The sequence below is a fragment of the Dyella sp. genome (assembly GCF_036384435.1).
GTDB lineage: Bacteria > Pseudomonadota > Gammaproteobacteria > Xanthomonadales > Rhodanobacteraceae > GSA-30.
This window is the reverse complement of sequence record NZ_DASVMI010000030.1, coordinates 106,841-132,318: the sequence shown is the minus strand read 5'-3', so window position 1 is coordinate 132,318 and position 25,478 is coordinate 106,841. Positions and strand designations below refer to the sequence as shown.

The window sequence follows — 25,478 nt, the reverse complement described above, 5'->3', positions numbered from 1 at the left end:
GGCACGTCTACAGCAGCGGGCTGTGCAGACCTTCTAGGTCGGCAGGCGCGCGAAGGACGCAAGCACCCGCTTTTTAGTTCTGCGGACAAGAAAATCGGGTGCACATACTTACCGGATCGCTCTTTTGCACAACTCGACAGCGCCAAACTTCAGTTATTCGAGGTTCCCTGAAGTCGACTTAAAGTCTTGCCAGATAGCAATCGGGACTCGCCGCAGCTAGCGGGCCTCTTTTTATCTTAAGGCTGCTATTGTGTTTGGCTTGCGACACCTTTTCGATCTTTAACTACGCTATGAGGGGAGGGTACACCTTGTCGCCTTAAAGTGGTCGTGGAATATTGAAACTAATGAAGGGATTGGTTGATGAGTGACGAATATTCGGTACCCCGTTTTACAGTTGGCAGTCTTGATGAATGCGATATTCAAGGTGCCGTTTTAAGAAACGCGTCGTTCGAGGGTGTTTCTATGCGGCATGCAAGATTTGACGAATCGGATTTGACTGGATCTAAATTTTATCTGGTCGCTGCCACGGATACTTCATTTTCTGGTGCGATATTGAGGAGCGTGAGGTTTTTGGGTGGAAGCTTTAGAGGTAGCGATTTCGCCGGGGCCGATTTAAGCGAAGCCATCTTTGCTGCCGACAATATGGGTGGAGCGGTTGATATAAGTGGTGCTGATTTTTCGGGTGCAAAAGTTGATCAATCAACTTTCCAGTCGTTTATTTATGATGATGAGACAAAGTTTCCGTCAGGACTTGAGGTGATAAACAAGAGTTGATCTTTTAGACAGACCTGCTTGAAAGAGATGCCTTGGATAGAAGCTCATCTGCGTCAAGCGAGCTCATTGGCTGCTTCATGTACGATCATTTTGACCTCACTCAGTTAGAGAAGTGGTCGGCTATTGCGAGGAAAATGGTGACCTATCTTTAGAATTTCAGAGCTACACATTTTTAATGGATAAGCGGACTCCCGGGTCCAGGCGGTGAGCGTTTTCCTGGCTAAAAAATCTACTGGCGGCGGCTATGACATTGCACGAATGGAGATGGACGCTTGTTTCCCTTCCGAGGATCTGCTCAAGCCACCAAATGAGTGCTTGCATCGAGGCGAAGATGCTTTAAAGACCTCTTCGAGGTAAAGGCAAAAATGATTGCGATTTATTATAGCAATATGGCGAGGTATCAGAATATATGTTGTTCTGTATATTTGTATTCTCTTATTGACATTTCTATGGATTTTGCGGAGCAATAAAGTGATGCAGAAAAATATTGACGCTTGTTGCGCGATAAAATTTGGAAGGTCTTAGTGATGGATCTGAAAAGCTTGATCCCGCATATGCCCATTACTCCTCGAGTGGCTATCAACAATGAGATTATCATTCCCATTGTGGCTGATGATTTTTCAGCGTTTGGTCTGGTTGGCATAAATGGTTCTCCGATAAACCTTTTCATGGCTGGGATCGACGCCAGTTTTTATCAGGTGAAGAAAGGCATAGATAGCTTATCGATCGTTCTTCGCAACAAAGATGTGATCGTCTTTAGCTTTGAAGATGCGAGCTCGAGGGAAGGCCTTTGCAGCATTGAAGACTTCAATCGATTCGTAGGTGAGCGAGAAAGAAAGCGAGATGTAGCCATTGAAGAGAGCAAGAGCTTCTTGGGGTGGAGATTTTTGGTTGAGTTAAGTGATTGCCCGTTACAGAGCATGACGTCGATGCCGTTCGAGATGATCCAGTCGATATTTTCCTGGGGCCCAGGAGCGGCTGACGCAAAATTTCGTGCAGAGGCGATTACCGGAAATTCCGATGGTACTACGAAGGGGAAAGTCTGGCTCGAAACGGAACTATCTAGAGGGGCGTCTTTCAAGATAACCATCGAAGGTGTTCAAGAGGGAGATCTTCTTTGAGTGAAGAGCTGGGTAAGCACTGTAATGACGCTTTTAAGGAGGCCCGCTTACAGCGCGGGCTTCTTTTTCAAAAAGAAGCCTTCACGCTCGGCTTGCCTAGTCAGGGGCCAGTAGAAACCCGAGTTAGTCATCTTTGTCTCCATCCCGCGCCATGCTCCTTGATCGCGCCTCTTGCAGGGCAAGGCGGCTGCTATCGGTAGCATGTTCTTACTCGCTGCGTGTTTCTCCGGCCTGCCATGATCTGGAGAAGTAAGTTCACCGACAAAGTGATGGATTGTTGGGCCGACGAGAGCGGCGTAGAAATGAGCTTCTTCCGACGTTGAGCGGGACGGTAAGTCTATGATCAACTTCTCCGAGAGACGCTTATTCACATCCGATCTTCGTCAGCGAGAAATTGGATTCGACCATACTACACCACTTAAAATTGCATGGGTGTCGGCAGCATGAGGTCTTTTATCACGCATGTTCTAACTTTCTTGCTGGGATGCGTTGTTGCAGCATTCGTTGTCTTGTCATTGGCTCGCAAGACGAGCTTGGTGTGGCAGGATAACTTCAAGACGCGTATTGCGTACACTTTTCAGCAAGGGGGCGCTAGAGCTGCTGAGCAGCAAGACTGGGTGGGAGTGGAATATGCATTCCAGGCATCTCAAGCTGTCCAGAATGGCGCCGCTGCGCATGAGTGGGATATATCGTTGCCTTTGTTTGGTTGGAGCATCACTGGACTCGCCAAGGAGCACGATCAAACTTTCTGGCTTGTTGACCACGCGGCGATGGCTTATGCGTTGGCTCAGCAAGGGAAAACTGATGAAGCCAATGCGATTTACAAGAAGCTGGCCGACAGGTATCCCGACAAAGACAGAGAATACTTCAACCAGGTAGCCATCCAATTTCTTTCTACCTTGGATTCAGCTCCAAGGTAGCTTTCGGCGTTCTTGAATAGGGCTGTACATTTGCGAACAATCGTCTGGACATCCCGTTTGTAAGAGGGCTTTTCCTTGCTGTTGATCAGAGCGCAGGTGGTACGCGCCGCCTCTTTACATGGAGCAACATGGTGGCCATGGCGACGCATGATCACTTGGTGACCTTAGATGCCGAAGACAGAAAGATACGAATTTTTCGTGTCGTGCCCTCTGGTGAGAAGGTGTTGTTCACCGAATATGGGCTTCCTGACTAAATCAAGGCTGGATGGACAGACAAAGTGATGGAACTGTCCAGAGTGCTTGGTGAAGATATTTTTATGGACTCAACGGAATTGCGAGGCCTTTTTGGTCTTTGACCAGGCTGTGAGGAGGATCTTGCACGCCGGGGCGACGAATAAGGCAGATCTATAGAGGTTCCTATCACTTAGGAGAACCTCGAAAAACCTCTCATCGAAGTCGTCATTTCGGCGCAGGCCGGAATCTAGCGCCTTTAGCTCCATCAGAGCCTAGTCACTAAGTCCCGGCCTGCGCCGGGACCACGGATAGGATGGGTTTTAGAAGCCCCCTTATCTGGCGCTATCTGGTTTCCTGATTCTCCTCACCCCTCACCCCTCACCCCTCACCCCTCACCCAAAGCAGCCCTCACCACGTACAAGGTATCCATGCGTGGCACAGGCTGGGTGAGCCAGCGCAGGATGCGGCGGCCATGGCCGAGGCGGACCCAGGATTGTCCTTGTAGCCAGAACTGGGTGCGGATCATGTCGTCGCGCTCCTGGATCGCCTCGCGTGTCGGGCGCAGACGGTTGCGGATGCATAGTGCGGCTTCGCCTGGTGTGCGTGCCCATTCGATGCCGGGCAGGGCATGCAGCCACAGTTCCGAGCAGGACACCGTGGTGAGTGTCTGTCGACGCGCGAACAGGCGCAGCGGCATTGGACAGCTCTTTTCCAGTCTTGCCATCACATGTGCAGGTACGGCGTCGCGGTAGTAGCGCGCCACCAGTCGCAGTGGTGGCAGGGCCCACCATGGCGTGTCACTTTGCCATAGGACATCCCAGTCGCCGGGTTGCATGCGCGCGGCGAGCAGGGAGATGTCGTTCAGGTGCAGAAGCCGCAGGCTGCGACCGCACATGTTGCCCGCCGCATGCAGCAACAGATGGCTCATCAAGGCACCGTTGGAGGGATACGGATTGATACCGGCAACAGGTGCGCTCGGATACACGCGTTCGGTCACGTCCACCGTGCTGATCGGCAAGCGCTCGTGGATGCGAGTATGCAGCTCGATATTGATCGGTGTGTCGCGATGTTCTCCCAATCCTGCTGTCGGCGTACCTTCGGCGGGCTTGTAGACGCGATGCTTCCATTGCACGAACGATTCGACGTAGCCCAGCGATTCTAATAATCGGCGAGTGCGCGGCACATCGTCTTCGCGTACCAGCAGGTCGACGTCCGCCATGGGGCGGTCGCCAGCGGCATACAGCCCCAAGGCATGCAGTGCCGAACCTTTCAACGCGACGACGGCAAGATCATCGGCACGCGCGGATGCATCGATACGTTGCAGCAGGTCGGCAATGCGTCGGTGGCGTTGCTCGACATGATCGCGTTGCTGTTGCACGAAGAGGCGCCAGTCGGTTTGATCCCACGCGCAAAACGAGGCAAGCAGGGGCGACACGCCGTGGGCGACGGCCACGGCGCAAGCCAGGCGCCACTCCAGCGCTGTCCAGTTCGGCGTGCTGCTGCCAGGGCGTGCTGCGGCCAGTTCGGCGGCCAGCGCCTCGGTGGTGCGGTGCAGGCCGGCTTTAACGGTTTTGAGCGAGGGCAACATGGCGTAATGGCGGCGCAGGGGGATGGGCGACGGTGGGGTTGTCGCTGCGATGGGCGTGTTCTTCGGCGATCAGCGCATCCCAGCGCGCGTCGAGCGCAGCGCGCGCGGCTGCGTGCTGCTGGGGTTCATCGGTGGCGCGGGCTTGTTGCAGCGTCACCTGGTCATGCAACAGGTTGCGTACCTGGCGGTAGAACTCGGTGTCGTAGGCTCCGCGAAACATCATCGCCAGGTCGTCGCTTTCCTGCCAATGTGTCTTGCTGCCGAGCTGGGCTTTGACTTGCTCGTAGAACTTGGTACCTGGCAGCGGATAGGAAACGCTCACGCCGATGTCATCGGGCTCGGCACGGGCCACCAGTTCACGTGTGGCGAGCAGGTCATGCAATTGCTCGCCCAGATAACCCAACTGGATGAAGAAGGCGACGCGAATGCCGCGCTCGCCCAGTCGCTGCCGGGCCGTGATCAGTTCGGGCACGGTGGTGCCCTTGTTCATGGCATCGAGTACGCGCTGGCTGCCGCTTTCGGCGCCGATCCAGGCTTCGCCGCAGCCAGCGTGCGCGAGCGCATCGGCCATGCGCTCGCTGATCAGGTCCGCACGCGTCTGGATGGTGAATGGCACCAGGCCGTCGAGTTCGCGCAAGCGATCGCCAAAGGCCATGACCCAGTCCACATGGAAGCCGAAGATATCGTCGGCCATCCAGATATGGTCCGGCTGGAAGGTGTGCTTGAGATAAGCCAGGTCATCGGCCATGTCGCTCGGGCCGCGTTGCTTGTAGTGATTGCCCCAGATCGGCTTGGCGCACCAGTTGCACCGGAACGGACAGCCGCGTGAGGCAGCCATGTTGAGGCTGAAGTAGCCATGGCGCTCGCGCCAGAAACCGCGGTAAAGCGCCATGTCCAGCAGGTCCCACGCCGGACGCCCGACCAGCCGTGGATCTGGCGGCATCACACCGACGCGGGTCAATTGCAGCTGTTCATCCACGTGCGCGGCAACGCCGGGAATGCCAGCTACCCAGGCGGTGGGGTCGATGTCCCGATCGCGATCCAGCCGCTCGATCAGTTCTGCCAGTGCGGCGATACCTTCACCGACCAGCACGGCATGGGCGCCAGCGGCAAGAAAGGCATCGGGATGATCGGTGGCGTCAGAGCCGGCCACGATCACGCGCGCCCCGAGCTCGCGCGCCTCGGCAATCATCTGGCAAGCCGCCTCGCGCATGCGGTTGAGGCACATCTTGGTCAGGTAATTGAAGTTGTCCTCGTAGATCACCACGACATCCGGCCGCGTGTCGCGGACAGTGGCCTGATATGCCTCCACGCCTTCGGACAGCATCGCGTCGAACAGGCTTACCTGGTGATCCATCTCGCGCAACAAGGCGGCGACGTGGATCGTGGCGAGCGGAGGATACGGCTTGCCGCGTTCCCATTGTTTCCTGTCGTAACGCAGGAAATAGGAATGGGCGACCTGAATCGTGAGCATCTGCGAGAGGCCTCAATCTTGCCAGGGGACGAGCCGCGGCGCGTCCTCGACGGGCGCGCGGGCATCCAGCGTTCGTCGCTGCATGGCCGTGAGTGCCCCTCAAGCGGCAATCGGTTGCCTGGGGATGCGAGAGGGTCAGGAGTCAGAAGGAGACGCAAGAGCAAGAAGCTGCATAGCCATTCTTTGAGCGCCTGCCTCCTAACCCCTAACAGCCGCCAAGGGCGGCGGCCTCACAGGCCGCTAAGTGGCCGGCCTCACGGTCACGCCGCAACCTTTCACCGCCAACAGGGCACCCACGGGACCTCCCCTGGAGTTCCGTACAACCCGTGTCTCCATCCTCGCCTGTCCGTGATATCCGGCCCCGTCTTGCCGTACCGTCGCCAGCGGACGTGGCTTCGTATGCTTTCGATCCTTTCCATGAGCGTACGGATACTGAGCCGGGCATCGAGTGCTATCTGCTGGGCGGCCGCTTTCGTTTCCAGAGCGCCGCGTCAGCGCTGTTGGCCATCGTCGACGAGGCCTATGCGGGCCTGCCTGGGCATCGATGGGTGGATGGCGACGTGGATTTCCATATCGAGTTGCGGCTGGTGCCACGGGAAGGTCGGCCGGATGCCATAGAGCCGCCAGCCGTGCAGACGCATGGTGGCCAGGGTGTGATCTGTGCCGTGATGGATGCCTGCAATTACGCGGTGCTGATGCCAGCGCAGCGCCGTGCGCTGGTGGTGATCTCCCAGGACATGCTGCGGTATCGCTATCACCTGCGCTACGAACTGATCGAGTTCGCCGTATTCGTGCTCGCCGCGCGCGGTATGGGATTGGTGCCCTTGCACGGCGCCTGTGTGGGTCGCGATGGTCGTGGCGTTCTACTGCTCGGCGCCAGCGGCGCTGGTAAATCCACGCTGACGCTGAACTGCCTGCTGCGCGGCTGGGACGTGATTGCCGAAGATGCGGTGTTTGTCCGGACCGGGGGTCTTCTGGCAACGGGTGTGGCCAATTTCCTGCATGTGAAAACCGATGCGCTCGATCGCATCGAAGATGACGTCGTGCGGCGCTGGATTGGCGGTGCCCCGGTCATCCGTCGTCGCAGCGGCGTTGAGAAATTCGAGGCCGACTTGCGTCACAGCCCGGGTCATGCGGCGGCGGCGCCGTTAGTGCTGGCTGGCGCCATCTTTGTCAGCGATGCACAGGCGCATGATCCGGGGCATCTGCTCACACCGCTGTCCGCCGCGTCGACAAGCGCACACCTGGCGGCCGATCAGCCTTATGCGGCCAGCCAACCGGGGTGGACCGACTTCGTGGCTGCCATGGCTGGGATAGGCGTACACGAGCTGCGTCGCGGTTGCGACCCGATGGCGTCCGTGGATGCGTTGGCTACCTGGCTGGATGGATAGATCGTGGCGCCAGCGCGTAGTACCAGCCCCTGGTTCTCGTCATTCGTTGATACGCTGACGACGCGAGATCGTGGTTGGTTGGCGGTGTATGTCCTGCTGTCGCTGGGATCGGCGCTGGCCGGTAGCGCGGCGGCGCTCCTGCTGGTGCCGTTGGTGCAACCAGGACATCCCATGGTCATCGGTGGCTGGTCGCTGGCCATGCATGCCAGCGTCGCGGTGCAGGCCGCTGTATTCGCGGGTGCAACCGTTGGGTTCTCCCTGCTGCGTTGGCTGGCCTCGCAACTGGGGGCTGCACTGGTCAGTCGTCATGCGATGAACCTGCGACGCATGGTGCACGCGCATTTGATCGACGCGCCCCTGGAATCGCTGGCCGACGCGACGTCCGCCGAAATCGCCAACGTGCTGACCTACAACGTGGAGATCATCGTGCAGGGCTTCAGCGCCTTGCAGCAGTTGCTCGTCGCTGCGGTGACCTCGCTGGTGAGCTTTGCCTTTGCACTGTGGATCTCGCCGCAACTGGTGCTGGCCGCGCCGCTGTTTGCCGCCTTTGCCTTGCTGGCCTCACGGGCGAGTACCGCCGAGCAGGCGCGTGTGGGGCGGCAATACGTGGCGGACATGACGCACCTGTTCTGGCTCAGCGAGGATTTTCCTCGACGGCTGCGGCATGTACGTTCGTTCAACCGGGAAGATGCCGAGAAGGACGGATACAACGCCATTTCCGCGCGCCTGGGTCAGGGCTATCGCCGCCAGCTGGAACTGGTTGCTTCCGGTCGGTTGCTGCTGGAATTACTTGCGGCCGCAGGCATTGCTGGCGTTTTTGTGCTTGCTTCGCACTGGCATGGTATCGAGTCGTCATCGCTGATCGCGGTCAGCCTGTTGCTGGGGCGCTTGCTGCCTTATCTGGTGTCCACGCGACAGAGCTTCCAGCAGTTGCGCTCGGCGGCCCCGGCGTTCGAATTGTGGCAGCGCTACAGGATGGCGCCAGCGACTTCCCATGCCACGATTGCCGGGCAGGCGCGCGTAGAGCGAATTCATATCCAGCACCTGCGCGTCTGTCCGCCCGTGCCAGGCATGACTGTCCATGACCTGGTGCTGGTGCCGGGCGAGCTGACGCTGATCAGCGGCGATTCCGGCATCGGCAAGACCAGTCTGGTCGATGCATTGGCGGGGATGATTCGTCCACAGGCCTTCATGGCGCGGGTCGGTCAGCGGCAGTTGGATTTCGATGCGTATCGGCAGCACGTCAGCCTCGGTGCCTATATCAGCCAGACCGTCCGTCCCTGGCAACGCACCGTGCGCGAATGCCTGTATTGGGCTGCGCCGCAGGCGACGGAGGGCGCAATGCTACAGGCCCTGGCCGATGTGGGCCTGACAAAACGCCTCGGTCACGCGCCTGATGCCCTGGATGTATCGCTCCACGATGCATCCAGCCGGCTATCGGGAGGAGAGCTGCAACGGCTGTTGCTCGCACAAGTGCTCTTGCGCCGACCTCATGTGGCCGTGCTCGACGAGGCCACCAGCGCACTCGACGCGGCTTCGGAGATAGCGGTACTGAGTCGGCTGCGGGAGCGCCTGTCCCAGACCATCATGATCGTGGTATCCCATCGCAGTGGTATCCAGGCGATTGCCGATCAATGTGTGATGCTCAGTGGCGAGGACGCGAGGGTGGTGGCTGGCGTCGAATCCATGAACGTTTTGATGACCGGGCCGCTTGGCTAGCCCGGATAAGGTGGCATCCATGTCATGGTGTCTCACGGCTTGCTGGCATGGTTGCTCCACTGCACGGTCAACACGCCTGCAAGAACGAGCAATACACCGGCCACACGCATCGTGGATATCGGTTTGATCGGCAAACCCATCAAGCCGAAACGGTCCATCAACATCGACACGACCACCTGACCGGCGATCACGCACGTCACGAACGCGCTGGCGCCCAGGCGTGGCACCAGTAACAAGCCGGCGCTGACGAAAAGGGTGCCGACGATGCCGCCCAGCCAGCCCCAGAGCGGCACCTGGCTTGCCTGGGCGATCAAGGGAGCCGGTGCGCGCACGGCTAGCAGTACCGGGGCGAGCACCAGCATGCTGACGATCAGCGAGGCAAGCGTGCCCCATAGCGGGTGCCCCAGCGCGCGGCCGAGTGTGGCGTTGCTGGCGGCCTGGAGGGGGACCAGTGCGCCGGCCAGTACGGCCATGCAGGCGAATGTGGTGGCCGAAGAAGAGGTCATGACGGGCAATCCTTGAGGGAGTCTTGAGCTGACCGGCATATTTGCTTATAAGATTTTCGAATGGAAATTCGTTATTTGACTTGTTCATATTCGTATGGTGAATAATCTCCAGCGCATCGATCTCAACCTGCTGGTGGCGCTGCATGCCCTGCTGGCCGAGCGGCATATTTCCCGTGCCGCATTGCGCTTGAATCGAAGCCAGCCGGCGGTAAGCCACGCGTTGGCGCATCTGCGCGAGCTATTTGGCGATCCGTTGCTGATCCGTCGCGGTGGTCGCATGGAGTTGACTGCGCGAGCCGTGCAATTGATGCAACCGTTGACCGAGGCGCTCGATCGGGTTGGTGCGTTGCTGGAGACGACAACGTTCGATCCGTCACACGAACAGCGAGCGTTCCGGCTGGCCATGTCCGACTACGGCGCGCATGTGCTGTTGCCCACCCTGGTTCCCAGGCTGCGTCGCGATGCGCCGGGGGTGTCCCTGGTGGTGACTCAGGCCAGCCGGCCGGCGATGCTGGCGCAACTGGCCGATGGCGAAATCGACATGGCGCTCGGCGTGTTCGATGATCCTCCCGGCGCGCACCTGCATACGCACTCGTTATTCGTCGAGCGCTTCGCCAGCGTAGCCGATCGGGCCACGGTCGCGGGTAACGCCTTGGACTTGGCGAGCTGGCTGGGACGTCCGCACGTGCTGGTCGGCCTGTATGGCGAGGTGGACAACGAGATCGATCGCGCACTGTCCTTGCATGGTGTGAAGCGTGTGGTCAGGCTGACGTTGCCGCACTGGGGCGTGGCCGCCGAGGTGATCGCCGGAACGGATCTCATACTTACCGTGGCGCAACGCAGCCTGCGGCAAGCCAGCCGTAACCGCCGCTTGCGCGTGTTCGCCCCGCCGTTGCAGATCGAGCCATTCGCTTTCCGGCTGGTCTGGCATGCGCGCCGCGATAGCGATGCGGCGCATGCGTGGTTGCGGCAAAGCGTGATCGAGGCGCTGGCAGGCTAGGAGCGAGAAGTTACTGAGCTGGCGAAGCGGCGCGTGGTGCCGACTTCTGGCAGTTGGCGAAGTATGTGGTGTAGCTGTCCTTTACGCGTGCCGGCCCCATGGTGAAGCCGTAGCGAACGGCGCCGTTCTTGTCCTTGATCCAGGCGCCCGTGGAGAACGTATTGAGAAACGCATTGAGTTGTTCGAACGACAGCGGCCTGCTAATGACGATGGCGTCGCCAGTCACGCGAGCGCGCCCGGATTGCATCGGCAGGATTTCCAGCTGATTGATTTCGAACAGCGCGCGTTGCTGTCGGGCGACCAGCTGCTTGGCGCGTTCGGCGCCCACTGTGTAATAGGCGGTCAGCGTGGCGCCGGTGGGTGTGCACACCACGGTCATGCGATTCATGCCGGCGCGCGTGACCTGGCTCAAGGTCAGCGTGGGCGGAATGGCTTCGGTGGGATAGTCGGCGTGCAAAGGCAGCCGACCATTGTTGGCTACGCCCCAGCCATTGGTCTGATCTGCATCCAGCCACACCATGTCATTGGGTTGCGGCACCGGCGAGCGCACCAGTGACCAGAAGTTGATGTCCATGCGCTTGAGGTAATCGACCATGTCCGCTGGCGTCTGCGTCTTCTGCGGACCTCGCGGCCAAAGTCCGCCCACGAATGATTGGCGCACGCCCAGTCGGTCCGCGCCAGAGGGCGACCAGCGATAAAGGCCGCCCATGAAGGCAAACAGGCAGGCGTTGCTGCACGTGGCGGATCGAGGCGGCTCTCCAGGCAGCTTGAGTGCGCCCAGGTGCGTGGTCATGGCCGAATCGCGAAACAGCTTGCCAAGGGCGTAGCCGGCGGTGACGTCGTCGCCGGAGGCATCCAGGTAGATATCCGAGTCGGACGGAATCTTGCCTGTGCGCAGCATGTCCTCGAAGCGCTTGGGTGCGTTCGCATCGATGGTGCCGGAGATATACACCTGCGTAGCCTTGGCGACGGCGAGCGTGAGCTTGTCGTTCTTCACCACGATGTTGAAGGGACCGCGTGGCGCGGTATCGGCGTTCGTGGCCTGGGCGTGGCAGGCGGCCATGGGAGACAGGCAGGCCGCCAAGGACAGGGTGGCGCGCAGCAGGCGCCGGGTCATGCCGCCCTGGGCACGTGGTCGATCTTGTACGGTCAGCACGGCGTATCCGGGGAATGCCAAAGCCGGTAGTGTCTCCACTGCCGGATGTCCGTCAAATGAACGAGGCGGCTTCCACCCGGTGCCTGGCGATCACGCCCAGGCCAGGCGCGGCGTGACGATGCGCGGGTCTGTCACTCGATCCGTTCGCACCATGGCACGATGATCTGCTCGGAGCGCCGTGACCATGGCCACGGCGAACGACGGATCAGTCACAACGTGTCGATCGCCGGGCTGCCGCAGCCGCCGCGCGGATGCCTGGGTGCCATGGCCTGGCCGCCCGGGTGATCGATGAAACCCGGGTGTTTCAGGTCCCTCCAGGTATCGGAGCGCGCTGGCGGGCAGGACCTGCTCGGGCACCTGATGGGGCAAGACGCTGGCGTGAAAGCATGCCTCATCTGATTTGCGCGCGATCAGGCCCATGCGCAGTCACGAAGACAACACCGTACAGGCATCTGCCTGTGGCATCCTTTGACGATGATTGAGGGCGCGCCGGCCTTGCGCGGCGCTCGCGCCATGGTTTTCGATTGTCAGAGGTACGTCATGATCATCCTGGTTACCGGGGCTTCCTCGGGTTTTGGTGAAGCCATCGTTCGCCGCTTCGTGGCTGATGGGCACCGCGTTGTCGCGGTGGGCCGTCGCGGTCCATTGCTGGAAAAACTCGCCGATGAACTGGGACGCGAGCATGTGCTGCCGTTCGTGCTTGACGTGAGCGATCGCGCGGCGGTGGCGGCATTGCCGGCGAATTTGCCTGCGGAATTTGCCGCGGTCGATGTGCTGGTCAACAACGCAGGTCTAGCGCTGGGCCTGGAGCCGGCACAGCAGGCGGACATGGATAATTGGGAAACCATGGTCGACACCAACATCAAGGGTGTCATGTATGCCACGCGCAGCTTCCTGCCGGGCATGGTCGAACGGGGCCGTGGCCATGTGATCAACATCGGTTCGGTCGCCGGTTCCTATCCGTATCCCGGCGGTAACGTGTACGGTGCGACCAAGGCGTTCGTGCGCCAATTCTCGCTCAACCTGCGCGCGGACCTGCTGGGCACGCCAGTGCGCGTGACCGATGTCGAGCCAGGCCTCGCCGGTGGTACCGAGTTTTCCAAGGTACGTTTTCATGGCGATGCGTCGCGTGCGGCCAAGGTCTACGAGAACACGCAATTCCTGAGCGCCGAGGATATTGCCCAGACGGTGTTCTGGATCGCCAGCCTGCCGCCGCATTTCAACGTCAACACCATCGAGGTGATGCCTGTAACACAGGCGTTCGGACCGTTGGCGGTGCACCGTCCAGGTTGATTTGAGAGGGAGATCGAGTAATGGGATGGTTTGACCGGTTTCGCAAGCACAATCAAGCAACGCCGCCGAACGAGCCGGCGCGTTCGGGGCAGCCGGCCGATGACGTCACCCACCAGCGCCTGGATGCGTACTGGGCCTCGGTCGGTACACCCGAGCGCGATGTACTGGCCAATCTGATCAGCCCGCAGCTCACCGGCGGTGTGGCATGGCCGACCTTGCGCCAGGCGTATCGTGTGGTGCGTCGTGACCACGCTATCGTGCTTGCCACCGACGGCATGTCCGATCCTTTCGAGTCATTGCAGCCGCCGCTCAATGGCTTCGGCATGGAGCTGTTCCTGGAAACGTCGGATATCGATCCGGCTTTCGCCGGCCGGCGGGGCGACGTCAGCCGGTTGAAGGACAGTTGGGCGTTTCAGTTATTGCACCATGTGGGCGAGCTCGTGGCCGGCGCGGGCGGGATCGTCGATCGCCTGGAGACCTACGGCGTGTTGTCGATGGAACTGCCAGGCGTCAGCCAGGCGCCGGATATTGCTGTGCAGGTACCCGGGCATTTCATCAGCGAAGACGATTGCCTGGGCATCCTGCTGGGCGGTCCGCGCCCCGACTTCCCCGACGTGATCCAGGACATGCCGCTGTCTCCGGTACGCATGGTGCCGATCGTGCTGATCACCGCCAAGGAACTGGCATACGTGCGCGAAGGCGGTGCCAAGGCACGCTTGCAATTGGCTGACACACTCGAAGTCATGCCAAGCCGGCACCGCTGCGATTTTCAACGCCGCGACGCGACGCCGTAGAAGCGAATTCATCCGCGATGCAAATTGCAAGGGAGTTGGGGTGTGGAGGTTTTAAAAGCCCCAACCTGCGACTGAATCGCAAGTTGCATCGCCAATGAATTCGCTCCTGTGTGCAGAGCGGCCGGTGACCCAGCCAAGCCTCGCGTCAGCGGCTCCGATGCCCACTCAATTCGTGCCCCGCATCGGGGGCGAATTTCACGTGCCACCGGGTGGAGCTGAGCGAAATCAGTGTCACTACCAGGAATGCGATGGAGAAGTCGGAAAGCTCCGGTTGCTTGCTGCCACCGGCCACCATGGCCGTCTTGAGGATCAGCGCGCCGGCGCACACGCCGACCGAGAGCATCAATTGCTGCAACGTGGTGTAGAAGCTGTTGGCGGCACTTACCCGTGTGCTGGGCACGTTCTCGTAAGCGATGGTGTTATAGGCGGCGAACTGGAACGACATGAACGCGCCGCAGCAGAACAGCAGCACGAACATCACCGGATAAGGCCAGCCAGGACGAAACAGCGCACACACCGCATAGCCCAGGCTCGATAGCACGCCATTGAAGATCATGCCGTTGCGGAAGCCGACCCTGCGAAGCAGGCGTGGCGTGAAACTTCGGGTGACGATGGCGCCAAGCGTGGTGGCCAGGATCAACTGGCCGCTCTTGACCGCCGACCAGCCAAAGCCGATCTGGAACATCAACGGCAGCAGAAACGGTTGGGCGCCTTGGGTGATGCGCATCAGCGAGCCGCCGATCGTCGACAGGCGGAACGAATCGATCTTCATCAACGAAAGATCGAGCAAAGGATTTTCACGTCGACGCGCATAGATGACATAGCCGATGCTGGCCGCCAGGCCGATGGCGAGCAATACCAGTGCACGCGTCAATTCGGAGCCCTGTCCCACCGTTTCGAAACCGAACAACAGGCAGCCCAAGCCGACGCCGCACAGCACGAATCCGGGAAAATCGAAACGTGTGGCATGGCTCTCGGCCGCGATATCGGGAATGAGCCGACTCACGAGCACGAAACCGAGCGCCCCAACCGGTACGTTGATGTAGAAGATCCATCGCCAATCGAGATAAGTCACGATGAAGCCGCCCAGTGGCGGACCGATCAGCGGCCCCAGGAAGGCCGGCACCAGCGTCCAGGACATCGCCGAAACCAGGTACTTGCGTTCCACAGTACGTAACAGGATCAACCGCCCGATGGGAGCCATCATCGCGCCGCCGGCGCCTTGCAGCACGCGAGCGGCCACCATCAGCGGCAGGCTGGTCGTCCAGGCGCACAGGATGGAGCCGACCACGAATACGCCGATCGCCGAACTGAATACGCGCCGCGCGCCGAAACGATCGGCCATGGCGCCACTGGCCGGAATGAAGATCGCCAACATCAACAGGTAGGAGGTGATCGCGATGCTCATCGCCGGCGCGTTGACGTGGAAATCCCTGGCCATGGCCGGCAATGCGGTGGCCAGCACCGTAGCGTCGAGCTGTTCCATGAAGATGGAACACGCGACGATCAGGGAAATGATGCGGTAATCGATGGTGACCGGGGCCGTGGCGGCTTCGGGGGGTGTCGAAGAGTCTTGCGGCGCGCTCATGCACGAAACCCGTTAGGTTTCACTGTCGGCGCGGGAGTGGGGAGGTTCACGGCGGACAACGGCTGGGAATTGTGGCGCCTATGATAATCCAAACTGCCGTGACAGATTTGCCGTTTGCACGATGCTGCCTTGCATTGTTTCGATGGCTGCGTTCGATCAGAGGCGCAGCGGCCCGAATCACTCAGGCCAGGCTCGCCGCTACGTGGTCGCCGAACGCGCGTACTTTTGCCGAATGCCGCCGTTCCTGTGGCGTGACCAGGTGCACGGGCGATAGTACCGACCAGTCCGGCAGCAACCGCACCACCTCGCCGCTGGCCAGTTCGTCGTCGAACAACCAGGACGGCGTGTAGCAGATGCCCATCCCTGCCAGCACCGATGCGCGTACCACCTCGCTGCTGTCGGTCTGCAAGTTGCCCTCGACCTTGACGCTGCGCCCTGTGCCCTCCGGTTCGGCGGCGCCGGCACCGGCCTGTAAACGCCATGCGTTGCGCATGCTGGAACCGGTATAGACGATGCAGTTGTGCTGCGCCAAGTCCTCTGGCGTGCGCGGTGGCTTGATGCCTTTGGGAAGCTTGCGCAGGTAGGTGCGGTGCGCGATGAGTCCACGCCGCGACGTGCCAACCTGGCGTGCCACCAGCCGGCTGTCGGCCAGTTCGCCGATGCGGACGGCGATGTCGATGCCCTGCTCGACCAGGTCGATGAAGCCATCACTCAGCCTCAGGTCGATTCTCACCTGCGGGTGCTGGGCCAGGAAGGTCTGCACGAGCGGCATCAGTTTGAGACGCCCAAAGCCACCGGATGCCGCCACGCGCAGCCATCCCTTCAGTTGCGTCGAGCCATGCTTGAGCGACGTCTCGGCCTCAGCCACGTCGGCGACCACGCGCCGTGCCTGCTCGAAATAGCGTTCGCCTTCCTCAGTCAGTGCCAGCGAGCGCGTGGTGCGGATCAACAACTTCGCATCCAGTGCACGCTCAAGGGCGGCGACCTGTTTGCTCACCGCACTCTGTGTCGTGTTCTGCTCGCGCGCCACGGCAGAAAAACTCCCCGACTCGACCACGCGCACCAAGGTTTGCATTGCCTGCAATTTATCCATCGGGATCATTTCATGCCTGAATGGACTTAATGATATGCCAATTGCGCTTCTAGTTGCGTAAAGGGGAATGAATCAAAGTCCGCTCCAACGCAACCTGCTTGCCAAGGAGTTAAGCATGAATACCCCCGTTGTCCTGGTGACCGGCGCCCTGACTGGTATCGGTCACGCCACGGCCGTGGCGTTCGCCCGCGAAGGTGCCCGCGTAGTCGTCAGCGGCCGTCGCGAAGAAGCCGGACAGGCCGTGGCGGCTCAATTACGTGCGTTGGGTGCACAGGCCGAATTCATTCGCGCGGATGTGCGTGCCGAAGCCGAAGTTCGGCAGCTGGTCGAACAGACGGTACAGCGCTTCGGTCGCCTTGATGTGGCGGTAAACAACGCCGGCACCGAAGGCCAGTCGGCGCCCGTCGACGAGCAGACCGTCGACAACTACGAGACCACCTTCGCGACCAATGTCCTGGGCACGTTGCTTTCCATGAAGCACGAAATGCGTGCGATGCGTGAGCAGGGCGCTGGCGCCATCGTCAACGTGTCTTCCATCGCCGGCAAGATCGGCATCCCGGGCGCTTCGGTCTACGTCGCCAGCAAGCATGCGGTGGAGGGCTTGACGCGCAGCGTGGCGCTGGAAGGCGCGGCGCTTGGCATTCGCGTCAACGCCGTGGCCCCGGGTCCGGTGGCCACCGACATGCTCGATCGTTTCGTCGGCCGCAGCGAGGACAGCAAGGCCGGCTTCCTGGCGACGATTCCCGCGCGCCGGGCCGCCCAGGTCGATGAGATCGTGCAGACCATCCTGTTTCTGGCCAGCGACAAGGCGCGCTTTCTTACCGGGCAGTCGATTGCGGTCGATGGCGGCTATCTCGCGCAGTGATTCCCCTTTTCAGGTTTCCCTTCATCAGGTTTCTTTTCATCAGACACGGAGTTTCCCATGACCACGTTCGTCGTTCCCTCTCGCACCGACGTATCTCCCGCCAACCAGGTTTTGTTCGACAACCTGACCAAGGCCCTGGGCAAGGTACCCAACTTGTATGCCACGCTCGCGCTTTCCGAACACGCGCTGGGCAATTACCTGGCCTTCCAGAATGCGCCAAGCAGCATGACCGGCAAGGCGCGTGAAGTAGTGAACCTGGTGGTCAGTCAGGTCAATCACTGTGAGTATTGCCTGGCGGCGCATACGTTGATTGGCCGGATGCATGGTTTCACCGACGAGCAGATGCTCCAGATTCGCGGTGGCACTGCGGGCTTCGATGCAAAGCTCGACGCGCTGGCGCGCCTGGTAAAGGATGTCGCGGTACAGCGTGGGCACGCCGATCCGGCCCCGGTCGACGCCTTCCTGGCTGCAGGTTGGACTCAGGAAAACCTGGTCGATGTCATCGTGGTCATCGGCGACAAGACGGTGACCAACTACCTGCATGGCGTCACCCGCGTCCCAGTGGATTTCCCCGCCGCGCCTGCACTGGCATGACCGCGTAGACATGGCATGGAACCCGCACCGCTTATCATGGGTGCGGGTTCGTTCTTGATGGTGAAGATTCATGGCTGCTGCCATACATGTTGCGTTGATCGGTTACGGCTATGCCGGCAAGACATTTCATGCTCCGCTGATTACCGGGGTGCCTGGGCTGGCATTGACGAGCGTGGTATCGCGAGACGCGGCCAAGGTGCACGCCGATCTGCCGGATGTCCAGGTGATGGCCGAACCGTCGCAAGCCTTCACCCATCCAGATATCGATTTGGTGGTCATCGCATCGCCCAACGACACGCATGCTCCCCTCGCGCACGCCGCGCTGGAAGCGGGCAAGCACGTCGTGGTGGATAAACCGTTCGCGCTCGACGTGACGCAGGCGCGTGCACTGGCTGGCACAGCGTACAAGCACGATCGCGTGCTGTCGGTCTTCCAGAATCGTCGCTGGGACAGTGACTTTCTCGGGGTGCGACAAGGTATCGACAGCGGCCGGCTCGGCGATGTCGTGCATTTCGAATCGCATATTGATCGCTTTCGACCGCAAGTGCGGGCGCGCTGGCGTGAACAAGCTGGCGCCGGTACGGGGCTGTGGTATGACCTCGGGCCGCATCTGGTCGATCAGGCCCTGGTGCTGTTCGGTCTGCCTGACCAGGTGATGGCGAGTCTTGCGGTGCAGCGTGCGGATGGTGAAACGCCGGATTGGGCGCACGTGGTGCTGATATACGGACAGCGGCGGGTGGTCCTGCATGCCAGCATGCTGGTGGCTGGCGGCAGCCCACGCTTTGTCGTGCATGGTACGCGCGGCAGCGCCGTAAAATATCTGCCCGACCCACAGGAAGCACAGTTGCTGGCTGGCGTGCGTCCAGGCCAGGCCACCTGGGGGGAGGACGAGGACGCGCTGGTCTTCCACGATGGTGCCGGTGGCATATCGCGCGAGCTGGTGCCGTTGGGCGATCAACGGCGGTATTACCAGGCGTTGCGCGATGCCTTGCTCGGCCAGGGCAGCAATCCCGTGACGCCTGCCCAGGCCATCACCGTGATGATGGTGCTTGAAGCAGCGATAGCCGCGGCCGCGCAGGGTAGCGCGGTGAGTCCCCTCTGGACAGTCGAGGATCGTGCCGCCTGGCAAACCGCGCCGTGATAAGAGCGACTTCAAGGAGCCTGTAAAACCTCGCTTATCCGTCGTCCTGGCGTCTTGGCTTTGATGGAACTGGAGGCGCTGGATTACGGCCTTCGCCGGAATGACGATGTCGATGAGAGGTTCCAGCAGGCGCGTTGCCGATCGAAGGCGCGGCAAATGCTATCGTCGCGTGATGAACCGATGCCTCGTCGCGCTGCTGCTCACCGTTTCGGTCATCCTCGATGGCTGCTCATCGCATCAGGCATCACCGGACGACCAGGCCGTACTCGATGCGGTGCTTAGCCAGTCGTGCGCGCAGGGCAAGCACGGAGCCGTCGTACTTTCCACCCAGCCCGTGCTCCCGGATATCGACAAGCAAGGCCAGGCGTCCGGGCCCGGCAGCCTGTCGCTGCAGATGCTCAAGCAACTGGTGGATCGCACACGCGCCACGCAGCGACTGCCCGATATCTCCGCCTGTGCCCAGCTTTATGTGGTCGATGAACAGCGATTGCACACGTTGATGCAGACCCAGGTCGGCAAGCCGACGACCGTAGCGTCTGGACAGGCGATTGCCTTGGGCGATGGCACCGCGTTTCGCGCGACCTTTCCCAACGCGAGAATACTGGTGCGCGTCAGCATGCCCGCCTATGCCGCCGATGGTTTGCAGGCCGTGGTGTATCTCACCGAGGAATGCGGCGGCCTCTGCGCGCACAGCGGGTTTATCGTGCTGAGTCGCTCGAGTGGCACCTGGCGGGTCGTGGACCGCAAGCTTTCCTGGCAATCCTGAAGTGTTTGCAGGCCTATGCATGGCTGCTTGGTTATATGGCTGGCGATTGCCGCGCATCGTAAATAACTTCGCATGCATGGATTTTACATCGGTGAACAATCTCATGTGACTTGGGTCGCGAAGTGAGGCATTGCTTCGAATAATGACTTCATCATGGGTAGGGTTTTTTAATTCACCTGCGTTTCCCTGAAAAATTCAATATTTGCAGCGCCTTTGATATTTGGCGTCATAAAGCAGTTGCACGTCACAAAATGAGTTTGTTGACGCGGGCACAATCGTTTTTATCGCCTTGATGTAACCCTAAGTTACGGATACGAAAGCATTTTCGTACCCGCAAGGGGAGTGTGTCTTCAGGCGACGGCAATGACGGCATCCTATATTGATGATTCGAATTATCTTGCGATTGGATTTAACTCCGATTAATAGGCTCGAATTATGTATGCGCCGAATTTGCGACGGTTGTAATTGCTTTCAGGGGGATTATCCCGACGCCGGATCGTCCGGAGTCGAAAAAACCATCGTTATGGGAGGGTTGTATGCAGTCGAACGTGAAACGTGGGGTGCGTTACATGTTGCAGGTCGCGATCCTGGCCGGTCTTGCGGGAGGAGCCATGTCGGTTCCCACCGCATTCGCTGCCTCGAGCGTGGAACAGCAGGCTGTACAGACCGATCAGTTGCAGGCGCAGGCCCAGACCAACTGGCGTGAAACCATTTCGCATCTTTCCGCGCCGGCCGATGGATGCTTCGAGGCCGAGTATCCCAGCACCACCTGGAAGCAGGTGGCCTGTAATACCGCTCCGGCGCGCGCACACAGCATCCCGCCGGTACCGCCGCATCACCTGACATTGCTCAGTGGTGGTGGCCAGACCGTCGGCAACGGCAACGACTATGCGTTGAAGAGCAACACCCTGATCACCAGCACCGTGGGCTCGTTCCCGTCGGTGACCGGTGTTACCTCCGAGTCGGGCGTGGGCGTATCGTCGTTCGGTGGTGGCGGCATCCTGGGACCGAACGAGTACACGCTGCAGATCAACACCGATTTCAACTCGACTACGTCTTCGTGCGCCGGGCATTCGGGTTGCGTGGTGTGGCAACAGTTCATCTACTCGCCGGATTACAACGTAGACGGCCAGGCCGCCGTATTCATGCAGTATTGGCTGATCGGCTGGGGTAGCAGCCGTTGCCCGAGCGGCTTCGGCAGTGACGGCGAAGGCGATTGCTATGGCAACAGCAGTGCCGCGACTGCTCCGGACGTACCGGCGACCCAGTTGGCCAACCTCAAGTTGACCGGCACCGTGGTCAATGGCGGCAACGACACCGTGACCTTCACCAACGGCACCCACGCCTATAGCGCTAGCGGCAGCGACAGCAAGCTGCACATTGCCAGCGTGTGGAAGTCGTCGGAGTTCAACGTGGTCGGCAATGCTGGCGGTTCGAAGGCCCAGTTCAACTCGGGTTCCTCGGTCACCGTGAAGGTCGCCGTCAGCAACGGTAGCACCTCGGCGCCGACCTGCGCGTCGAATGCCGGTTCCACGGGTGAGACCAACAACCTGACCCTGCATTCGTGCACGACAGCGGGTGGTTCGAACCCGTCGATCCAGTTCACTGAATCGAACTGATGTAAGCTTGTTGAAGCCTCGCAGGGCTTGAGTGGGTAAAGAGCCGGGAGGGCAACCTCCCGGCTCTTTGTTTTCTGGTGGCCATTGTCCCATTGCAAGTCGCCGTTGACCCCAGGAGCGACTTCAGTTGCGATGCAAGGTGCGACGAGGTCGTGGCTTGGCGGTTTTCAGGGCCCGCATTCGCGACCCAGGCCGCTCCGGCGAGTCTCGGTGCTTCTGACGGTGATGGCCAGCGCCAGGGCAGCGACCAGGGCAACCGGTATGCCGAGCAGCCAGGGCAGCCTGGTCGATAGCCCGTACAGATACATGCCTGATGCGGGACCGGCCGAATCCTTCAGGTCATTGGCGGTGGAGATCGCCGCCATGTAGCTTGCGCGTGCCGATGGCGCTGCCATGGCATTGACCGCAACCGGGATCAGCGGGCCGATCAAGGCCTGTGCAAGAGCCATCAATGTGACGCAAGCACCCAATGACACGAGACTTGGTGTGAGCAACAGCGTGCAGAAGCCGCCTGCAAGCACGACGCCTGCGCCAAGCAGCAGTGAATACGCGGACATGCGCGAACTCCAGCGTGTGATTGGCCACTGCAACGCCACGGCTGCCGCCGCCGCATACGAGAACAGCAGGCCGACGCCAGTGGTGGAAAGCGCGCGCTCGCCATGTGCGTAGAGCGGCAGTATGGCTTCCGTCCATCCGCCGACGATCTCCATGAGCGTAAACCACAGCAGCAGGCTGGCGAGGCGTCGGTCGCGAAAGGCTGGCAACAATGAAGACAAGCCTTCTTCATCCTCGTCTTCCTGGTCATCGCTGGCCGCCACGTTGGCTGCCGTGGCACGCGTCTCGGGAAGAATCGCCAGGATGATCAGCGAGGCCATGAGCAAGGCAAGGCCACAACCGGAAAACACGCTGTTCAGCGAGATCAGTGCCAGGGCCGACCCGAGCGCCGGGCCCACCACGTGCCCGCTGCCAGCGGCCATGCGCGCCATGGCATAGCGCATGCGCAGTGACTCGTCATCTGCCGTATCGGCGATGACAGTGGCGATGGTCGGATGCAGGGCGCACTCGAACATGCCGATGGCCAGCAAGCTCACGGCCACGGCGATCATCCCCTGCAGATGCGCCAGCAGCATGAAACCGACACCCACGCCCAGTGTCGAGAGCAGCAGCACAGGACGCCGCCCAAGCCGGTCGGCAATGCCGCCGAGAATAGGTGTGGCCACCAGTTCACCGCCGGCATAGCACGCCAGCAGCAAACCGATATAGCGGGTCGGTATGGCCGCCTCGTGCTGCGCCCAGAGCGCGAAGAATGGCATCAGTGCACCGTCTGCCAGGCCAGCGAGAAAATACAGGCACATTGCCGTGGCATCCGGTCGGATGCGTATTCGTGGCAGGAAAGGCGTAGCGAGCAGGGAAGGCGTTTTCATCGATCAACCTCGGGCGCAGGCCCGCGAGCATGCGTAGCTCGCGTGGCGACATTGCGCGTTGGTTGACGTAAACGCTTACGGCATAGCCGGATGGCTTGGCGGCGAGGACGCTAACATGCCCGGCCCGGCGGTTCAAGAACACCGCCTTGGTTTCCTGGCTGGCCTATCAGTGCTGCAAGCTTTGCAGGTAGGCCTGGAACATATCCGCCAGCGCATCGGCGTAGGTGATGATGTCGCTGTCACGACGTGGCGTTTCGGAGAACTGTTTTCCCACCGCGCTCAGCGTGTGGGTGATCAGTTTCGCGGCCATGTCGAAGGTCTGCTCCGTCGCCCCGGGCAATGCTTCGCGCATGAACGCACGAATGATCTGCGCGCCCTCGGCCTTGGCACTCAGTGTCTCGGGTGCATTGCGATAAAGCGGCGCCGCGTCACTGAGTGCGGTACGCATGCCTGCCTCCTCGCACTCGGAACGAATGAAGGCGTGGACCAGTTTGCGCAGGCGATCGACAGGCGATAGCGACCTGTCTTCGAGGATAGTGCGCAGCATGTCCAGCGTTTGCCGCCACTCGTCGCTTTGCAGGCGATAGAGAATGGCGGCCTTGTTGGGAAAATACTGATACAGCGAACCCACGCTGACCCCGGCCTTTTCGGCAACGCGGGCCGTGGTGAAGCGCTGGGCGCCTTCCTTCGCCAAAACGTGAACCGCCGCCTCCAGGATGACCGCGACAAGCTCGGTCGAGCGCGCCTGTTTGGGCTGTTTTCGTGGGGAAAGCCGTGGTCTGGGTTGCTCGGTCATGGGGCGCCGGAAATGCGATTAGAAAACGCGATGAATTCATCGCATTCTAAGCCGATCGCTATGGCGTAACCAACCCCTCGGAATACCCATGACTACCTTGAACGCCGCGCCTGTGGCGCCCCTGCTCGACCAACTGTTTCGTGAAGCCAAGGCATCCTCGCCCCTGTCGTCGCCGGCCATGGCCGCCCTGTCGTCTCAGGAGCGCGGCCGCCTCCTGCGCAGCCGTACCGATTACCGCGAGTTCTACGGTCACCTGAAGGACTTTCCTCTGGCGGTCTCACGCGAGACCGGCTTGTTGCTGTACATGCTCGCGCGCAGCATCGGTGCCAGGCACATCGTCGAGTTCGGCACGTCATTCGGCATTTCCACGCTGCATCTGGCGTCTGCGCTGCGCGACAATGGTGGCGGCCAGCTGATCACCAGCGAGTTCGAACCCTCGAAGGTCATTCGCGCACGCGAACACCTGGCCGCAGGCGGTTTGCTGGATCTGGTGGACATCCGCGAAGGCGACGCCCTGCAGACGCTGGCGAGGGATCTGCCCGACAGCGTCGACCTGTTGCTGCTCGACGGTGCCAAGGCACTCTATGGTGATGTGCTGGACCTGGTCGAGCACCGGCTGCGGCCCGGTGCACTGATCGTGGCCGACAATGCCGACTTCAATCCAGACTATCTGACGCGGATGCGCGCTCCGGAAGGTGGCTACTTGTCGGTTCCGTTCGGCGAGGATGTGGAGTTGTCGATGCGAGCGGTATGAAGCAGGCGGCTATTCGCGCACCCGCGAGGCGTCGGGTGCAAGAGCAGAATTCGGGCTCACCGGCTTTTACCCCTCACTCCTCACGCCCAACTCCTGACCTCCCCGATACACGCATGCAGGGACAATACGCGCTCATGTCGACATCAAGACGCTTTGCCGGATCCCTCCATGGCTTTTCTACGATCGACTCCGCGTGCACGCCATGGGCTGGCGTGGTTCTTGGCCACGCTGCTCGCCGCTTGCAGCGGACGTCATGGCGACGCACAGCAGGCCAGTGCCCCGTCGGGTCCCGACAGCGCGCAGCAGGATGCGGCATCGACGGCTGAGTGCGAAGGTCATGTACTGGTCAAGGCGATGCCGCCCAAGGCCACGATCGGCGGCCTGCCGTTCAAGCGCTGGAGCTGCACATTCAACGCCATCACGGCCATTTACGGTGACGACAATGGGCGAGAGGTGGATGTATCGCTGACGGACACGCGCTCGCCTGGGCTGGACAAGCCCGACGTCGCGCCTGGCGTGAAAGCCACATTCGAGCGCCAGCGCAACATGACCAAGGCCACCTTGCAGATGATGCTGGATACCATCGACGGCATGAAGGCCAATCCAGAGCTGCTGCCGGCCTATGGCGGCCCCGACTATCTATCCGTCGCCTTGCCCGAACCGACCGGCGATCGCCTCGTCATCGAGGTACCACGCAAGGACGACGGCGGGCCCGTGCAGGTGGTGGCGCTGCCCAGGGATCGCTATGTCCTGGGCATCCAGGCCAAGGATCACGGCACCGCCGTCGGCGGCATGACGGCGTCGCAAGCCCAGGCACTCTACGATCCGTTCATCAAGGCCTATCACCCCGAACGCTTGCCGTGAGGTA

The 25,478-nt window shown here is 60.8% G+C and carries 23 protein-coding genes; 15 read left to right on the top strand and 8 right to left on the bottom strand.

The window, feature by feature from the left end; all coding sequences use genetic code 11:
- Window positions 1–360: 360 nt before the first annotated feature.
- From VF436_RS02930 to VF436_RS02920, 3 genes are all read left to right on the top strand, one after another.
- The gene (locus tag VF436_RS02930) at window positions 361–774 is read left to right on the top strand and encodes a pentapeptide repeat-containing protein (protein WP_330902481.1); all 414 of its coding nucleotides are present in this window, start codon (window positions 361–363) and stop codon (window positions 772–774) included.
- A gap of 527 nt (window positions 775–1,301) precedes the next feature.
- Window positions 1,302–1,895, top strand: a complete 594-nt coding sequence (locus VF436_RS02925; protein WP_330902480.1) for a hypothetical protein — start codon at window positions 1,302–1,304, stop codon at window positions 1,893–1,895.
- 443 nt (window positions 1,896–2,338) lie between these two features.
- Window positions 2,339–2,815, top strand: coding sequence for a tetratricopeptide repeat protein (locus tag VF436_RS02920; RefSeq protein ID WP_330902479.1), 477 nt, complete (start codon window positions 2,339–2,341; stop codon window positions 2,813–2,815).
- Window positions 2,816–3,434: 619 nt separating this feature from the next.
- Here the strand turns inward: VF436_RS02920 and VF436_RS02915 are convergent.
- Together VF436_RS02915 and VF436_RS02910 are read right to left on the bottom strand one after the other, a co-directional pair.
- Window positions 3,435–4,637, bottom strand: coding sequence for a nucleotidyltransferase family protein (locus VF436_RS02915; RefSeq protein WP_330902478.1), 1,203 nt, complete (start codon window positions 4,635–4,637; stop codon window positions 3,435–3,437).
- Entirely contained in the window at window positions 4,612–6,111 is a 1,500-nt protein-coding gene (locus tag VF436_RS02910; RefSeq protein ID WP_330902477.1) for a radical SAM protein, read from the bottom strand. Before VF436_RS02910 ends, VF436_RS02915 begins: the two co-directional genes overlap by 26 nt.
- Window positions 6,112–6,437: 326 nt before the next feature.
- Here VF436_RS02910 and VF436_RS02905 point away from each other — a divergent pair, with 326 nt between their 5' ends.
- Window positions 6,438–7,502 carry a serine kinase gene (locus VF436_RS02905; protein WP_330902476.1) on the top strand — a complete coding sequence of 355 codons (1,065 nt, stop codon included), beginning with the start codon at window positions 6,438–6,440 and terminating at the stop codon, window positions 7,500–7,502.
- Window positions 7,503–7,505: 3 nt separating this feature from the next.
- Window positions 7,506–9,221, top strand: a complete 1,716-nt coding sequence (locus VF436_RS02900; RefSeq protein WP_330902475.1) for an ABC transporter ATP-binding protein — start codon at window positions 7,506–7,508, stop codon at window positions 9,219–9,221.
- A gap of 32 nt (window positions 9,222–9,253) precedes the next feature.
- On the opposite strand, the gene VF436_RS02895 is transcribed toward VF436_RS02900, so the two are convergent.
- Complete coding sequence (locus tag VF436_RS02895) at window positions 9,254–9,727, bottom strand: DMT family transporter (RefSeq protein ID WP_330902474.1); 474 nt, start codon at window positions 9,725–9,727, stop codon at window positions 9,254–9,256.
- Window positions 9,728–9,821: 94 nt separating this feature from the next.
- On the opposite strand from VF436_RS02895, the gene VF436_RS02890 reads away from it, so the two are divergent.
- Window positions 9,822–10,727 (top strand): LysR family transcriptional regulator, encoded by a 906-nt coding sequence (locus VF436_RS02890; RefSeq protein ID WP_330902473.1) that lies wholly within the window; start codon window positions 9,822–9,824, stop codon window positions 10,725–10,727.
- Window positions 10,728–10,737: 10 nt separating this feature from the next.
- Here the strand turns inward: VF436_RS02890 and VF436_RS02885 are convergent, their stop codons facing one another.
- The gene (locus tag VF436_RS02885; protein WP_330902472.1) at window positions 10,738–11,883 is read right to left on the bottom strand and encodes a hypothetical protein; all 1,146 of its coding nucleotides are present in this window, start codon (window positions 11,881–11,883) and stop codon (window positions 10,738–10,740) included.
- Between the two features lie 540 nt (window positions 11,884–12,423).
- On the opposite strand from VF436_RS02885, the gene VF436_RS02880 reads away from it, so the two are divergent.
- Window positions 12,424–13,176, top strand: a complete 753-nt coding sequence (locus VF436_RS02880) for an SDR family oxidoreductase (protein ID WP_330902471.1) — start codon at window positions 12,424–12,426, stop codon at window positions 13,174–13,176.
- 20 nt (window positions 13,177–13,196) lie between these two features.
- A complete protein-coding gene (locus tag VF436_RS02875; RefSeq protein ID WP_330902470.1) occupies window positions 13,197–13,970 on the top strand; it encodes a suppressor of fused domain protein in 774 nt (257 codons plus the stop codon).
- Window positions 13,971–14,115: 145 nt separating this feature from the next.
- Here the strand turns inward: VF436_RS02875 and VF436_RS02870 are convergent, their stop codons facing one another.
- Window positions 14,116–15,558: an MFS transporter gene (locus tag VF436_RS02870; RefSeq protein ID WP_330902469.1), complete on the bottom strand. Its 1,443-nt coding sequence runs from the start codon at window positions 15,556–15,558 to the stop codon at window positions 14,116–14,118.
- 181 nt (window positions 15,559–15,739) lie between these two features.
- A complete protein-coding gene (locus VF436_RS02865; protein ID WP_330902468.1) occupies window positions 15,740–16,651 on the bottom strand; it encodes a LysR family transcriptional regulator in 912 nt (303 codons plus the stop codon).
- A gap of 115 nt (window positions 16,652–16,766) precedes the next feature.
- Between VF436_RS02865 and VF436_RS02860 the strand changes: the two genes are divergently transcribed.
- From VF436_RS02860 to VF436_RS02840, 5 genes are all read left to right on the top strand, one after another.
- Complete coding sequence (locus tag VF436_RS02860; protein WP_330902467.1) at window positions 16,767–17,516, top strand: glucose 1-dehydrogenase; 750 nt, start codon at window positions 16,767–16,769, stop codon at window positions 17,514–17,516.
- A gap of 57 nt (window positions 17,517–17,573) precedes the next feature.
- Window positions 17,574–18,110, top strand: a complete 537-nt coding sequence (locus VF436_RS02855; RefSeq protein WP_330902466.1) for a carboxymuconolactone decarboxylase family protein — start codon at window positions 17,574–17,576, stop codon at window positions 18,108–18,110.
- Window positions 18,111–18,180: 70 nt separating this feature from the next.
- Complete coding sequence (locus tag VF436_RS02850) at window positions 18,181–19,251, top strand: oxidoreductase (protein ID WP_330902465.1); 1,071 nt, start codon at window positions 18,181–18,183, stop codon at window positions 19,249–19,251.
- A 172-nt stretch (window positions 19,252–19,423) separates the two neighbouring features.
- A complete protein-coding gene (locus tag VF436_RS02845) occupies window positions 19,424–20,017 on the top strand; it encodes a hypothetical protein (RefSeq protein WP_330902464.1) in 594 nt (197 codons plus the stop codon).
- Between the two features lie 536 nt (window positions 20,018–20,553).
- Complete coding sequence (locus VF436_RS02840; RefSeq protein ID WP_330902463.1) at window positions 20,554–21,636, top strand: hypothetical protein; 1,083 nt, start codon at window positions 20,554–20,556, stop codon at window positions 21,634–21,636.
- 167 nt (window positions 21,637–21,803) lie between these two features.
- On the opposite strand, the gene VF436_RS02835 is transcribed toward VF436_RS02840, so the two are convergent.
- Together VF436_RS02835 and VF436_RS02830 are read right to left on the bottom strand one after the other, a co-directional pair.
- A complete protein-coding gene (locus VF436_RS02835) occupies window positions 21,804–23,060 on the bottom strand; it encodes an MFS transporter (protein WP_330902462.1) in 1,257 nt (418 codons plus the stop codon).
- Window positions 23,061–23,226: 166 nt separating this feature from the next.
- On the bottom strand, window positions 23,227–23,856 hold the full coding sequence (locus VF436_RS02830) for a TetR family transcriptional regulator (RefSeq protein ID WP_330902461.1): 630 nt from the start codon (window positions 23,854–23,856) through the stop codon (window positions 23,227–23,229).
- A gap of 88 nt (window positions 23,857–23,944) precedes the next feature.
- On the opposite strand from VF436_RS02830, the gene VF436_RS02825 reads away from it, so the two are divergent.
- Window positions 23,945–24,610 (top strand): O-methyltransferase, encoded by a 666-nt coding sequence (locus VF436_RS02825; RefSeq protein ID WP_330902460.1) that lies wholly within the window; start codon window positions 23,945–23,947, stop codon window positions 24,608–24,610.
- A 168-nt stretch (window positions 24,611–24,778) separates the two neighbouring features.
- Window positions 24,779–25,474: a hypothetical protein gene (locus tag VF436_RS02820; protein WP_330902459.1), complete on the top strand. Its 696-nt coding sequence runs from the start codon at window positions 24,779–24,781 to the stop codon at window positions 25,472–25,474.
- Window positions 25,475–25,478 lie beyond the last annotated feature (4 nt).

Bases quoted from the DNA above. Each gene is read 5' to 3' on its own strand.
- VF436_RS02930 (WP_330902481.1), top strand. From the start codon at position 361: ATGAGTGACGAATATTCGGTACCCCGTTTTACAGTTGGCAGTCTTGAT.
- VF436_RS02925 (WP_330902480.1), top strand. From the start codon at position 1,302: ATGGATCTGAAAAGCTTGATCCCGCATATGCCCATTACTCCTCGAGTG.
- VF436_RS02920 (WP_330902479.1), top strand. From the start codon at position 2,339: ATGAGGTCTTTTATCACGCATGTTCTAACTTTCTTGCTGGGATGCGTT.
- VF436_RS02915 (WP_330902478.1), bottom strand. From the start codon at position 4,637: ATGTTGCCCTCGCTCAAAACCGTTAAAGCCGGCCTGCACCGCACCACC.
- VF436_RS02910 (WP_330902477.1), bottom strand. From the start codon at position 6,111: ATGCTCACGATTCAGGTCGCCCATTCCTATTTCCTGCGTTACGACAGG.
- VF436_RS02895 (WP_330902474.1), bottom strand. From the start codon at position 9,727: ATGACCTCTTCTTCGGCCACCACATTCGCCTGCATGGCCGTACTGGCC.
- VF436_RS02890 (WP_330902473.1), top strand. From the start codon at position 9,822: ATGGTGAATAATCTCCAGCGCATCGATCTCAACCTGCTGGTGGCGCTG.
- VF436_RS02880 (WP_330902471.1), top strand. From the start codon at position 12,424: ATGATCATCCTGGTTACCGGGGCTTCCTCGGGTTTTGGTGAAGCCATC.
- VF436_RS02875 (WP_330902470.1), top strand. From the start codon at position 13,197: ATGGGATGGTTTGACCGGTTTCGCAAGCACAATCAAGCAACGCCGCCG.
- VF436_RS02870 (WP_330902469.1), bottom strand. From the start codon at position 15,558: ATGAGCGCGCCGCAAGACTCTTCGACACCCCCCGAAGCCGCCACGGCC.
- VF436_RS02865 (WP_330902468.1), bottom strand. From the start codon at position 16,651: ATGGATAAATTGCAGGCAATGCAAACCTTGGTGCGCGTGGTCGAGTCG.
- VF436_RS02860 (WP_330902467.1), top strand. From the start codon at position 16,767: ATGAATACCCCCGTTGTCCTGGTGACCGGCGCCCTGACTGGTATCGGT.
- VF436_RS02855 (WP_330902466.1), top strand. From the start codon at position 17,574: ATGACCACGTTCGTCGTTCCCTCTCGCACCGACGTATCTCCCGCCAAC.
- VF436_RS02850 (WP_330902465.1), top strand. From the start codon at position 18,181: ATGGCTGCTGCCATACATGTTGCGTTGATCGGTTACGGCTATGCCGGC.
- VF436_RS02845 (WP_330902464.1), top strand. From the start codon at position 19,424: ATGAACCGATGCCTCGTCGCGCTGCTGCTCACCGTTTCGGTCATCCTC.
- VF436_RS02840 (WP_330902463.1), top strand. From the start codon at position 20,554: ATGCAGTCGAACGTGAAACGTGGGGTGCGTTACATGTTGCAGGTCGCG.
- VF436_RS02835 (WP_330902462.1), bottom strand. From the start codon at position 23,060: ATGAAAACGCCTTCCCTGCTCGCTACGCCTTTCCTGCCACGAATACGC.
- VF436_RS02830 (WP_330902461.1), bottom strand. From the start codon at position 23,856: ATGACCGAGCAACCCAGACCACGGCTTTCCCCACGAAAACAGCCCAAA.
- VF436_RS02825 (WP_330902460.1), top strand. From the start codon at position 23,945: ATGACTACCTTGAACGCCGCGCCTGTGGCGCCCCTGCTCGACCAACTG.
- VF436_RS02820 (WP_330902459.1), top strand. From the start codon at position 24,779: ATGGCTTTTCTACGATCGACTCCGCGTGCACGCCATGGGCTGGCGTGG.